12 protein-coding genes are annotated in these 11,874 nt (G+C 39.3%); 6 read left to right on the forward strand and 6 right to left on the reverse strand.

The annotated features are described in order from the left end of the window. The first annotated feature begins 122 nt into the window (after nucleotides 1–122). Complete coding sequence (locus JK188_RS13470) at nucleotides 123–1,052, forward strand: acyl-CoA thioester hydrolase/BAAT C-terminal domain-containing protein (RefSeq protein ID WP_211885554.1); 930 nt, start codon at nucleotides 123–125, stop codon at nucleotides 1,050–1,052. A 49-nt stretch (nucleotides 1,053–1,101) separates the two neighbouring features. On the opposite strand, the gene JK188_RS13475 is transcribed toward JK188_RS13470, so the two are convergent. Next, the gene (locus JK188_RS13475; RefSeq protein WP_211885555.1) at nucleotides 1,102–1,884 is read right to left on the reverse strand and encodes a GNAT family N-acetyltransferase; all 783 of its coding nucleotides are present in this window, start codon (nucleotides 1,882–1,884) and stop codon (nucleotides 1,102–1,104) included. A 118-nt stretch (nucleotides 1,885–2,002) separates the two neighbouring features. Here JK188_RS13475 and yqfB point away from each other — a divergent pair, with 118 nt between their 5' ends. After that, nucleotides 2,003–2,332 (forward strand): N(4)-acetylcytidine aminohydrolase, encoded by a 330-nt coding sequence (yqfB, locus tag JK188_RS13480; protein ID WP_211885561.1) that lies wholly within the window; start codon nucleotides 2,003–2,005, stop codon nucleotides 2,330–2,332. On the opposite strand, the gene JK188_RS13485 is transcribed toward yqfB, so the two are convergent. Next, nucleotides 2,329–3,198: a LysR family transcriptional regulator gene (locus JK188_RS13485; RefSeq protein ID WP_211885563.1), complete on the reverse strand. Its 870-nt coding sequence runs from the start codon at nucleotides 3,196–3,198 to the stop codon at nucleotides 2,329–2,331. The two genes, yqfB and JK188_RS13485, sit on opposite strands and share 4 nt — an antisense overlap. 108 nt (nucleotides 3,199–3,306) lie before the next feature. On the opposite strand from JK188_RS13485, the gene JK188_RS13490 reads away from it, so the two are divergent. Then, entirely contained in the window at nucleotides 3,307–4,230 is a 924-nt protein-coding gene (locus JK188_RS13490) for a DMT family transporter (protein WP_211885565.1), read from the forward strand. A gap of 45 nt (nucleotides 4,231–4,275) precedes the next feature. On the opposite strand, the gene JK188_RS13495 is transcribed toward JK188_RS13490, so the two are convergent. From JK188_RS13495 to JK188_RS13505, 3 genes are all read right to left on the reverse strand, one after another. Continuing rightward, nucleotides 4,276–5,265, reverse strand: a complete 990-nt coding sequence (locus tag JK188_RS13495) for a D-cysteine desulfhydrase (RefSeq protein WP_211885567.1) — start codon at nucleotides 5,263–5,265, stop codon at nucleotides 4,276–4,278. Between the two features lie 15 nt (nucleotides 5,266–5,280). Beyond that, complete coding sequence (locus JK188_RS13500) at nucleotides 5,281–6,708, reverse strand: Na+/H+ antiporter NhaC family protein (RefSeq protein ID WP_211885569.1); 1,428 nt, start codon at nucleotides 6,706–6,708, stop codon at nucleotides 5,281–5,283. A gap of 200 nt (nucleotides 6,709–6,908) precedes the next feature. Beyond that, nucleotides 6,909–7,451 (reverse strand): GNAT family N-acetyltransferase, encoded by a 543-nt coding sequence (locus JK188_RS13505; protein WP_211885571.1) that lies wholly within the window; start codon nucleotides 7,449–7,451, stop codon nucleotides 6,909–6,911. Nucleotides 7,452–7,625: 174 nt separating this feature from the next. On the opposite strand from JK188_RS13505, the gene JK188_RS13510 reads away from it, so the two are divergent. Further along, complete coding sequence (locus JK188_RS13510) at nucleotides 7,626–8,462, forward strand: AraC family transcriptional regulator (RefSeq protein WP_249215394.1); 837 nt, start codon at nucleotides 7,626–7,628, stop codon at nucleotides 8,460–8,462. Here the strand turns inward: JK188_RS13510 and JK188_RS13515 are convergent. After that, nucleotides 8,459–9,358, reverse strand: a complete 900-nt coding sequence (locus tag JK188_RS13515) for a LysR family transcriptional regulator (RefSeq protein WP_211885582.1) — start codon at nucleotides 9,356–9,358, stop codon at nucleotides 8,459–8,461. The two genes, JK188_RS13510 and JK188_RS13515, sit on opposite strands and share 4 nt — an antisense overlap. A gap of 107 nt (nucleotides 9,359–9,465) precedes the next feature. Here JK188_RS13515 and JK188_RS13520 point away from each other — a divergent pair, with 107 nt between their 5' ends. Both JK188_RS13520 and ada read left to right on the forward strand, forming a co-directional pair. Continuing rightward, nucleotides 9,466–10,650, forward strand: a complete 1,185-nt coding sequence (locus JK188_RS13520; protein WP_211885583.1) for an MFS transporter — start codon at nucleotides 9,466–9,468, stop codon at nucleotides 10,648–10,650. 76 nt (nucleotides 10,651–10,726) lie between these two features. Beyond that, the gene (gene ada / locus JK188_RS13525; RefSeq protein WP_211885584.1) at nucleotides 10,727–11,791 is read left to right on the forward strand and encodes a bifunctional DNA-binding transcriptional regulator/O6-methylguanine-DNA methyltransferase Ada; all 1,065 of its coding nucleotides are present in this window, start codon (nucleotides 10,727–10,729) and stop codon (nucleotides 11,789–11,791) included. Nucleotides 11,792–11,874 lie beyond the last annotated feature (83 nt).

Here is an 11,874-nt window from a genome sequence, read left to right on the forward strand (position 1 = left end):
CCGTAACCTTCATAAATATGCTAAATAGCGTGACGTAAATAAGATAAATAGAGTTGTAAACGTTATATTCTTCAATGTATTGTTTTTGAAAAATAAAAGATGACTGAGGTTACGTTAAAGTAATGCAAAAATTTATATTAATTGCCTTGAGTTTAGTCGGCTATTCAGTGTTTTCAGAATCAGCTGAAAATTCTTTTGATAGGCAAATACTGAAACACGATGATAAAGAAATCCATTATTACCTGCTTAAAAGTGACTCTAATCCCTCTAAAGAATTATTAGTATTAATCCAAGGTTCCGACTGCAAAAGTGTCGTGAATAACCAAAACATGATTAAGAATTTTAGGGGAGTATTACCTAATAGTGATGTGCTTTTAGTAGAAAAAACAGGCTTAACACCTGATGTAGGACTGGATGATCCAAATAACTTAGAAGAGAACTGCCCTGTAGAATATATGAGAAATGACTCTTATTTTGAGAGAGTGGATAACTATATTGCTGTGCTGAACCAGTTAAAAAATCAGTATCAGCATATTGTTTTATTGGGGGGTAGTGAAGGTGCGATAGTCACGAATATTATTGCATCTAAAGTTAATTTTATTGATGCGGCTATTTCGCTAAATGGTGGCGGACAATTTTTTATTAATGATGTGATTTACAGCATTAATAAAAGTTTACCCGCTGAAGAAGCGCAAGGTGCAATAGAAGGATTTAACCAGTTTGCAGATGCAGTTTTGAATGATCATTTAGACGATGACCAATTTCCCAGCAATCATGGGCAAAATTGGTGGTATGAAGCCTTAACGATAGATAATAAAAAACTACTTCAAGGTGTTTGTAAACCCCATTTAGTGATCCAAACGCTCACCGATATTAATGTGGATGTGGAAGGTTCACAGAAAATGATGAATGAGATTAATAACCCCAATATTACCTATAAAACTTATTCCACATTAGATCACTATTTTAAAGACAGTCAGGACAATAATCAGACCGCAGTCGTTATCGCCGATATTCAGGATTGGTATACAAAATTAAATATCAAAAAATAGGTTGGATAGATGCCCAACTAAAGAATTTTTAGTTGGGCATTTTGGGATATTATTCTGAAATATAACTGTGATATTTAAAAATTGGTTTAAAACCTAGTTTTTGATAAACCGATAAACCATCGCTAGACGCTTCCAAATAACACTGCTTGATTCTATGTTGACGACAAATCTGTAAAGCATGTTTAATCAATGCCGTGGCAAGCCCTTGTCTCTGGAATTCAATATCTGTACCAATATCATCTAAGCGTGCAATATCATTGTGTAACGTGAGTGTCAGTGATGATACAGGGACCTGCTGATTAAATAAGACAAAATGCATGATATTGGTTTGCTTGTCCAACGCGCGCTGATGATAGCGAATATATTCATCAATGATGGATTCATCATTATCGCAATCGAGTTCATTGACTACAGGAAACGCAGTAATAAGCGGTTTTGACCAGTCTGAGAGATTATGATTACTAAGCTTTACATGATAGCCATCTGGTAACTGATTTTCCGTTTCGAATTCATTTTCCGTAAGTTCAAACACCATCGCTGTTGATTCACCATCATCAATAAGATCATGCTGTTGTATACAATTTGAGAACTTGAGTAATTCATCGGTGTGAACAACTAAAATATAGGGTTTTGACTGTTGTTGAAACAATGTATTTGCCGCTTCAAAACCAGCAATAGTTGCTCCTGAATGCAAATAAATATAATTAAAAGCGGGAGTTTTTAGCTCAGTAAAATAGGCAAACGTATTTGGTTCTACATGATGCGTCTTTAGGCAAATTGCAGACCAAAAAATATCTTCTAATGAGTAAAAACACGCTTCGTTGTGAATCATTTCATGGTGTCCTAATAAATTAACTGAACGTTCCTAGTCTATTGAGGAAATTGAGATTGCTGTCACTATGGTACATGGGATAGCATTTGTTGAATTAAGAGAAGATTAAGGAATATCTGTGAATAATATCCCCGAAACCATCACGTTCTTTGAGCGTTTATTACCACTGGTTGTTTCCGGTGAAAAAGTGATCACCATTCGTGATGAAAGTGAGAGTCATTATGTAGCTGGCTCGGTTGTCAAAGTCCACGCGTTAGAAACTGGCGAGTACTATACCAACATTGAAATACTATCTGTTGAGCCACTAAACTACGATGATATTTCAGAGTATCACGCGACCCAAGAAGCGATGACATTAGAAACGTTGAAAGCTTTAATTCGTGAAATATACCCAACAGAAAATTGCTTGTATGTTATTCATTACCGATTAACAACGGAAAACGCTTAATCACGATAACGGCTTTTTACTAGTTTAATAAATGCTTTTGTGGCCGGAGACGCATCACTGTAATTATTAACAGCAAAGGCAATATCCCGAGTCACGCGGGGAATTAATGGCTTCACGACGATGTTGTTAATATTTTCAGGGATGGCGAGTTGAGCCACAATCGATACGGCTTCATTTCGTGCAACTAATGAAAACGTACTAAGAAGCTGGCGGGTTCTAAATTGAATTTTAGGTGTCAGCTTTTGTGCAGAAAATAGTCCCATCACAATTTTACCTGAACCGGCTTGAGTTAAGTTGAAGGGGTACTCACACAATTGTTTTAGTGTAACTCCGTCGTACTGAGTCAAAGGGTGGTTTAGCGGCAAAATTGCCACATATTGGTCGTGTTTTATGGGAAAAGTATCAAAGCGTTCGTCTGGCAGGACCACAACACCAATATCTATGCGCTTTTCTTGCAACCATTGAGCCACGCTCTCGTCGTCTCCCTCATCAACAATAATTTCAATACTTGGGTATTGCTGACGAAAGGTCTTTAATAATGGAGGCAAAATACCCGTTGAAGATCCGGGGCCGAAAGATCCTATCCGTAAAACACCTTTCTTTAATCCATTAGACGCTAGCGCTTCTTGCCGCATTGCTTCTTGAAGGCTCAGTATATGTTGGGCGCGATTTAGCAGTGTGTTACCAATTTCGGTCAGAGTGACTTGGTTTTGTTCCCGAGTAAATAGACTGACATTGAAATCTTTTTCAAGGGATTTAATGGCATGTGAAACCGCTGATTGGGAAATATTCAAAGACATTGCTGCCAAGGTAAAACTTTTTAGCTCAGCAACACGGGTAAATATTTCCAGTTGACTTAGTGTCATGAGTAAATACTCATTTGATTATGATCTTGGATAACAAATACCTTATCTGTATCGAATGATTGAGTCAATAAAGTGCACAATATCTGATCTGGATGGGGAAACATCGCAATGGAATTAAAAATAACAAAAAGGCAGGTTCGACAAAAGTCAGTCAATATTGTTGTTCTAAAAATGATCTGTGTCTCGATATTATGGGGAGGAACATTCATTGCTGGTAGGGTGTTACAAACCGATATATCACCATTATTTTCAGCGACGCTTCGCTTTATTTTTGCGAGTGTTGCATTGCTTATTTTACTGAGCTGCACTCGTATTGGTTGGGTAAAAGTGAATTCGCGTCAGTTTTTTCAAATTCTCTTGTTGGGATGTAGCGGTGTATTTATCTACCAAGTCTTTTTTTTCTATGGGCTACAGCTTATTCCTGCATCTCGAGCGGCACTGTTAGTAGCAATTAATCCTGCGATGATTGCCTTAATTTCCTATTTATTATGGCGAGAAAAAATCACGAAAATTAAAGGTGTGGGTATTGGTTGTTGTGTATTAGGGGCAACAATATTGTTATCAGCAAAGACGTCAGATGTGAGTGGGTTTTTAACAAACCAAGGTGATCTTGCCATATTAGGTTGTGTCGTGAGTTGGGGGATTTATACCGTTGTAGGTAAAAATGTCATCCGTGAAATTGGCGCTATACATACGGTCGCTTATGCCGTGCTATTAGGAACTGCATTATTGGTTATCACGTCAAGTATCATGGGGCAATTAACGCTTAGCGCAATTACACACTTAACAAATATCGATGTTATGAGTCTGTTATACCTTGGAGTATTAGGCTCAGCACTGGCTTATATTTGGTATTACCAAGGTGTTGATCAGTTAGGTGCCGCGGGAGCCGGGTCATTCATTGCACTTAATCCGTTGACGGCGGTAATAATAGGAACGCTGTTTTTAAATGAGGAAATTACATTCTCTGCATTATTGGGTGGGATAGTGGTTATCTTCGGGTTATGGGTAACGAATAAATCGAGAGTATAAAATAGGCGCTCTATGGAAATAACTGACTCCATAGAGCGATATTTATTATTTAATGGTTTTGTTAATTTCTGAATAGGCGAAAAGGGCTTGAGCACCGCCAGTATGGACAAATAATACAGGCGTTCTTTCAGAAGAATTGTCTAAATAATCAATCAAACCCGCCATGGCTTTTCCTGTATAAACTGGGTCAAGAAGGATCCCTTCTTTTTGAGCTAATAGCGCTATTGCATCTAAACCACCGCGGTTTGGCATACCATACATTGGTGCGAAGAAATCATCCCAAAGTGTAATGTCTGGTGTTTTTTTAATTTGCAGTAATTCTGCTAATTCATTTTGCAGTTTTTCAACTTTTGGTGCCTGATCTTGCTGTTTACGAGAAACGGTGACACCAATGAGTTGTGAAGTAGGGAGTAATTCTTGTAAGCCAATCGCTAAGCCAGCGTGAGTTCCGGCACTGCCAGAAGCCACAATCACTTTATCAAATTCAATATTGGTCGGTTTTTGTTGAGCAATTTCAATCGCACATTGAACATAACCTAATGCGCCCAGACCGTTGGAACCGCCGACAGGGACGATATAAGCATCTTGCAAGTCTAACGATTTAATTAACTCTGCCATTTGTGCTTGTGGATCGGTTAATTCGTCACACATGACGCATTGAGTACCAAATAAATCGGTGAGGAGTTTATTGCCATTATGCAGGAAATTGCTGTCTTCACTTTGAATAGGATTTTCTAATAAAGCGACACATTTTAGTCCGTACATTGCCGCTACCGCAGCAGTTTGACGAACATGATTTGATTGAATCGCGCCCGCTGTCACGATAATCTTTGCATTTTGGGCTAAGGCATCCGCCATTAAAAATTCAAGTTTGCGTAGCTTATTTCCGCCCATTGCTAACGGCGTCATATCATCGCGTTTAATGTAGATTTCTCGACCATATAAACGCGATAAATTATCGAGTCGATTCAATGGGGTCGATGCTTTAAGCAAGTCAACTTTTGCGAATTGAGTTAATTTTTGTTGAAGAGACATCTAAATTCCCCTGTATTAATTGGTAAAACCTAAATAGAGATAAATGGCAAGTACGAAGCTTGCTGTTACTAATGCATAAGGCATTTGAGTACGAATATGTTCAATATGATCACAATCAGTAGCCATAGAGGCAACAATGGCATCCGCAGAAATAGGTGAGGTCATGTCGCCGAAAATAGATCCTGAAATGGCTGCGCCAATCATATATTCAATTGGCATACCGACAGATAATCCTAATTGGACACCAATCGGAATCATAATGGCAAAGGTTCCCCATGAGGTACCTGTAGCCAGAGACATAATGGCGCTAATAATAAAGATAAAGCCGATAGAGAATCCAGGCGCCATAATGCCTTGAGTGACTTCAGCAATATAAGCACCCGTATTCAGTTCAGAAGATACATTTCCCATCAGGAAAGCTAAAATCATGATGGAGCTGATTTTTAACATGCTAGCATAGCCAATAAATAGCTCTTTAAAGAAGCTATCAATATTTAATAGCCTTCTTCCGATAAACCAACAAAAAGAAATTGCGGTACCGAACATAACGCCCCAATAAACGGACGTTGAGCCGCTCCCTTTACTGAAATCCCCATCACCAGTGATATATAAGGCCACAGGAACCATTAAAACAGTCGAAAGAATTGGGATGAAAAAGTTCAAGGCTGAATGGGCATTTGGATGTTCAATAATCTCTTCCTCTTCATTTTTACGTGAAGATTCGGCTAATTTTCCTGCCATGAAATTTTCTTGATACTTCATTTCGGCTTTTTTCATTGGTCCCCATGAAATATTGGTGAACACATAGAATAAAATGGTGGCCAATGATAGCCATGCCATTAAGTTGTAGCCGATAGATTTAATTAAAATATCGAAGGGTTCACCCGAAATAAGACCTTGGGAAATTTGTACACCAATGAGTCCCATAATCACCGCACCCCAACCATTTATAATGGCGGATGAACAGACAGAAACGCAGGCAGTTTGAATAAGATAGGACATCTTTTCTGGGGCAACGCCATATTGTCTGGCTAAATTTTTAGTGGATGCTCCCGCAACTAATTGGTTAATGGAACTCTCAATAAAAATTAAGGCAGTGATGACAATGGCGAGTAATTGTGTTGCCGTTCTATTCTTAATTAATTTTGTTTTATTTGTCAGTAACTGAACTAATGCCCGGACACCGCCTGTGACGACGACTAGGCGCATGATCCCACCAATCATGACCATAAAGACGATGGTGCGAGTGTTGCCGGCGGAAGAAAATGTATCGATGATGCCATCCACAGTTCCGCGAATACCGAGTAATACATTGTGGTCATTAATGACGGTAAAACCGACTAAAATGCCGAGCATTAATGAAAGCATCACCTGGCGAGTGAGAATAGCTAAAAGGATAGTGACAATTGGCGTGATAATTGTCCAAATACCATAGTCGTGCATGTGTTTACCTTGGATATTTTTATTGTATGACGTGTAGTTTATAAATATCAGGAAATCATAGCATTGATAGAAGTAGGCTGTCGGATATTTTCATTATGTTGCAGTAGATTGTTACAAAATCCATGCTGAAAGTCAGATAAACTGCAAGATTATGGTATTGAAGGGTACGCTATCTTTTTGAGATAGCGTAGTAAGGGTTATTAAGCTTGTGATTGCCACTGCTGATAAGTGATACGGCTAATTTCTTCAGTCTTTGTCTCGCCAATAAGCTCAATAAATTGTGGGGCTAATGTTGCGTAATATTGGAAACCGCATTTTTCTTGAGCAATTTTAGATTGTTGATTGCCTTGGAAATAACCGCACCATAGATTATCCAATTTGAGGTTTTTAAATCCATGTCGCATGATTTCTCTGATAGCTTCAGGAATAAACCCTTTTCCCCAAAATGGTACACCTATCCAATAACTCACTTCCGCATCGTTATCCCCAATTGGAAAATTACTCTCTTTTCCGATAGATAAACCAATCAAGCCAATGGCTTTGTTATCTTCTTTTAGTGCAACAGCGAATACACCATCGCGCATAAAAATGGATTGAATAATTTTTGCACTTTCTTCGACGCTCTGGTGAGGTGGCCAGCCTGCAATAGGGCCGATACGTTCATCTTTTGCATAATGATAAAGGTCTGCCGCGTCAGTAATATGCCAAGGGCGTAAAATTAGCCTTTGTGTATATAAAATCATGTTATTTTCTCTTCATTGCATTGATAGTACGCCATCTATTTTAGGTATTTATTTGCTTTTTTTAATAGTTTAACCTCGGCATTTTGGGTACTTATGAAAACTGACATTTTAAAAAAACGAGGTAGAATAAGTTAGTAAAGCTAATGGCATGAATGAAATGTGAGTGTGTTGAACATGAAAGAGCAGCATCAATCTGTATGGGAAGGGGTAGTCAGCATCGGCTCGACGACACTGAAAGAATTGCAAAATACAGTATTGTCTCCAGACTATGTGACGCTATGTATTTGTAGGCAAGGGGCTGGGATTTTCAATATTAATTTTAAGCGTTATGCCTTACGCAAAAATGAACTCTTTGTTTTGTATGATGACACTTTTGTTATGTTACAGAAGCGTTCTCGGAATTTTATTGTAGATTACATCCATATTGATAAGACATTTGCCACAGATATTGCATTTGTTTTACCTAATTCATTGTTTGCCTATTTCAATTTTCAACCACGTTTATCGATGTCATCGGCACAATCCACACTATTTTCACATTGGTATCAGCTATTTTTATATTACCAACAAGAACGCGCGGAGTATGGGAAATTACAATTACGCCAACATTTACAAAATCTATTTTTAGAAATTGCCAATCAGGTCAATCATACACAGTCCCATTTTTCAGATGAACGTAGCCGTAAATCACAATTATGTTGGCAATTTTGGGCATTAATAACCCAGCATTGTAAACAACAAAGAGAGGTTAAGTTCTATGCGAATCAACTTTCGATTACACCGTTTTATTTATCGCAAATTGTGAAGGACTTCTTCAACGATCCGCCTAAGGCACTGATTGATAGGCAAGTGGTTTTAGAAATTAAAGCTCTGTTAGAGAGAGGAACGTTCACCATTCAGAGTATTGCTGATGAGTTAAATTTTGAAGACACCTCGTATTTATGCCGCTATTTTAAGCGGCATACTGGTGCGACATTAAGTGAGTTTAGAAAAAGAGTGAATAAGAATTAACTCGGGTCGATTTTTGTCGAATGCTTTTTAATAAAATCAATAAAGCAGCGTAGCCTTGGTGAAACAGCTTGGTTGCGATAATAGACAGCATTAATCGGCTGTTTCATTGTTATGGTTTTTTGTTCGAGCACCTTCACGAGTCCGCCATTGGCAAAAGCATCTAAGCTTACAAAGTCGGAAGAAGAGAGAATGCCCGTTCCTTGCAGCGCTAAATGATGGAGTACTTCACCACTGGCGCAGGCGATATGGGGGGTAATTTTGAGTAAGCTGCCATCGGCGTTTTCGAGTGGCCAATAATTTAATGACTCTGGCGTTGTGAAACCAAGCAAACAATGCTTATGGAGATCTTCTATCGTTTCCGGTATTCCATATTTTTCTAAGTACGCGGGGCTAGCAACTAGCCTTTTTTGGGTATAACCCAATAGGGTTGCACTGAGTGAAGAATCCTTTAACATGCCAATTCTAAACGCGACATCCGTTTTTTTCTCTAATAGGTTTGTCACACCTTCATAGTTATTTATTTCTAACTCAACTTGGGGATATCGTTCATAAAATAGAGGGATCAGTGGAGCGATTACATGGGTTAAAAATGGGGTTGAAGCATCAATGCGTAGCTTACCTGATGGAATCGATTGGCGAGCGGATAGCAAATCTTCGGCTTCTTGTGCTAGTCGGACTATTTCTCGCGCTTTTTGCAAAAATGCGGCACCTTCATCACTGAGTTTGATGGCGCGAGTGGTTCGGTAAAGTAGCGTGGTTTTGACTTTCTCTTCTAAACGCAATAATGCGCGACTAACGGTGGATATCGTCATACATTGCTGATCGGCTGCCGCTGTAATAGAGCCATAATCGACTACGCTGATAAATGTTTGGAGCTCTTCTAATGTAATTTTCATTATTGCATTTCCCGCAAAAGTTATTCTCACCATAATGGGTTTTTCAACCGCTTTCAATATGGAAGAATTGCCGCCGGTCAATTGAGATTGGTTTATAAGGCATAAAAATGAGAATAAACACAGCATTGCTCGCGTTATCCGTTGGAGCATTCGCCATTGGTATTACCGAATTTTCTCCGATGGGAATGCTTCCCTATATCGCTGAAAATCTTAATGAAAGCATTCCTTCTGTCGGTGCGATTGTGGTGATTTATGCGCTGGGGGTGATGATTGGAGCACCTATCATGACGCTATTATTAGTGAGCAAGCGCCCAAAGGTTGCGTTGGTTTTTTTAATGGCGATTTTCACGGTGGGGAATTTATTATCAGGTTTAGCGCCTAACTTGGTGACGCTGTCACTTTCAAGGTTGATTACTAGCCTAAATCACGGAGCATTTTTTGGTTTAGGTGCCATTGTTGCGGCTAGTGTGGTACCCGCTGGTAAACAAGCGAGTGCGATTGCGGCAATGTTTATGGGGCTGACCATCGCGGGTATTGGTGGCGTTCCATTAGTTACTAAAATAACGCAATTAATCGGCTGGCGTGAGGCATTCTATTTAATTTCGGGTATTGGATTGCTCACGATCGCCAGTTTAATTTTTGCTATTCCTGCGCGTTTACAAGGTAGCCAGGTTAACGTTAAAAATGAATTGCGTATTTTAAGACGCCCATTAGTGATGTTAGGTATGTTATCGACGGTACTCGGAGCAAGTGCAATGTTTACCTTGTATACGTTTATAACGCCAATGTTGATGAATTTTATTCAGGCTGCAGACCAGACAATTACAATGATGTTAATGGTCATTGGCGTTGGTTTTAGTATTGGTAATTATCTCGGTGGTTATTTTGCGGATAAAAACTTATATCCAACCTTATTAACCTTATTTGTATTATCGGCAATAAGCATGGTGATATTCCCATTTATTGCGACAAATATCGCTGGGGCTACTATTGGTTTATTATTCTGGAGTATTGTCAGCTTTGCACTCGTTCCACCCATTCAAATATTAGTGATGAATGCGGCTGTTGGTGCTCAAGCGCTAGCATCTTCGGTGAATATTGGTGCATTTAATTTGGGAAATGCCATTGGGGCGGCTGTCGGTGCGGCGATTTTATCCCATGGTTACAGTTACACGACGATGAGTTTTATGGGCGCATTATTAGCAATAGTCGGGTTTATAGTGATTTTGCTGATCGTACGCCGGAAAAATAGCGAAACACAAACGCAGGGCGTAATGTGTAGCGCGAATTAAAAAGCAAGGTTTGGAGTGTTCGACATATAATAACCAGAGATACTGATCACGGTGAAATCAGTAAAGGGTTAAATATATGTCGACAAAAAATCAATGGGTCACAGATGAGCAGCGCTGGAATGCACTGAAACTACGAGATAAATCCGCAGATGGTTATTTTGTGTATGGTGTGAAAACATCGAAACTTTATAACCATCCATCCGCTGCGGGACGATTACCGAAGAGAGATAATGTGCTGTTTTTTGATAATGAACAGCAAGCGATAGCCCAGGGATTTCATTCGGGAAAACGTCGTCGTCACGAAATGTCACAGCAAGCTCAGTTTTATCAAGAAAAAATTGAGCTTGCTTGTCGGTATATTGAGCAAAACACCCAGAAATATACATTGGCTGAGTTAGCTGATTATGTCGGAATAAGCCCGTTTCATTTTCATCGGTTATTTAAATCGCAAACGGGATTAACACCAAAAGCCTATCGTGATGCTTATCTTCATCAAAAAGTACAAGCACAATTACAGGAAAATGAACGGATCACTGACGCTATTTATGATGCGGGTTTTCATTCGAACAGTCGTTTTTATGAAACCGCTAATTCGCGATTGGGGATGACGCCGACAGCATGGAAATCTGGTGGTGAAGGGAGCCAAATCTATTTTGCGCTGGCGGTCTGTTCGCTGGGCAATGTACTTGTTGCACAAAGTCCGATAGGCATTTGTGCAATTTTATTCGGAGATGATCCCGAGCAATTACTAAATAACTTACAAGATAAATTTCCCCATGCTCAGTTGATTGGTGGAAATAAAGCATTCGATCAAGTGGTTTCTAAAGTTATTGGGTTTATTGAAGCCCCAGAAATAGGTTTTGACCTTCCTTTGGATATTCGAGGAACCGCATTTCAGCAGCGAGTATGGCAAATTTTAAGAACGATTCCCGCTGGAAAAACGGTGAGTTATCGTGAAATTGCGGAAAAAATGGGCACACCAAAATCGTTTAGAGCAGTGGCGAATGCATGTGGTGCAAACATGCTAGCGGTGGCGATTCCATGTCACCGAGTAGTGAGAACGGATGGTGGATTATCGGGATATCGCTGGGGGATCGATCGAAAGCGAGCATTATTACTAAAAGAATCTGCAAAAAAATAATAAGGTCTATTTTGAAAAAGAATAAAGCTGCGCCAATATCGCTATTGTCGCAGCAATTTTTAATATAAAAACCATATATATTC

Origin of the sequence: Providencia sp. JGM181 (assembly GCF_018257375.1) — a bacterium.
GTDB classification, from domain to species: Bacteria; Pseudomonadota; Gammaproteobacteria; order Enterobacterales; family Enterobacteriaceae; genus Providencia; species Providencia lanzhouensis.

What these genes read in the sequence shown, in the direction of transcription:
- JK188_RS13470 (WP_211885554.1), top strand. Translation starts at nt 123, where the DNA reads ATGCAAAAATTTATATTAATTGCCTTGAGTTTAGTCGGCTATTCAGTG.
- JK188_RS13475 (WP_211885555.1), bottom strand. Translation starts at nt 1,884, where the DNA reads ATGATTCACAACGAAGCGTGTTTTTACTCATTAGAAGATATTTTTTGG.
- JK188_RS13485 (WP_211885563.1), bottom strand. Translation starts at nt 3,198, where the DNA reads ATGACACTAAGTCAACTGGAAATATTTACCCGTGTTGCTGAGCTAAAA.
- JK188_RS13490 (WP_211885565.1), top strand. Translation starts at nt 3,307, where the DNA reads ATGGAATTAAAAATAACAAAAAGGCAGGTTCGACAAAAGTCAGTCAAT.
- JK188_RS13495 (WP_211885567.1), bottom strand. Translation starts at nt 5,265, where the DNA reads ATGTCTCTTCAACAAAAATTAACTCAATTCGCAAAAGTTGACTTGCTT.
- JK188_RS13500 (WP_211885569.1), bottom strand. Translation starts at nt 6,708, where the DNA reads ATGCACGACTATGGTATTTGGACAATTATCACGCCAATTGTCACTATC.
- JK188_RS13505 (WP_211885571.1), bottom strand. Translation starts at nt 7,451, where the DNA reads ATGATTTTATATACACAAAGGCTAATTTTACGCCCTTGGCATATTACT.
- JK188_RS13510 (WP_249215394.1), top strand. Translation starts at nt 7,626, where the DNA reads ATGAAAGAGCAGCATCAATCTGTATGGGAAGGGGTAGTCAGCATCGGC.
- JK188_RS13515 (WP_211885582.1), bottom strand. Translation starts at nt 9,358, where the DNA reads ATGAAAATTACATTAGAAGAGCTCCAAACATTTATCAGCGTAGTCGAT.
- JK188_RS13520 (WP_211885583.1), top strand. Translation starts at nt 9,466, where the DNA reads ATGAGAATAAACACAGCATTGCTCGCGTTATCCGTTGGAGCATTCGCC.
- ada (WP_211885584.1), top strand. Translation starts at nt 10,727, where the DNA reads ATGTCGACAAAAAATCAATGGGTCACAGATGAGCAGCGCTGGAATGCA.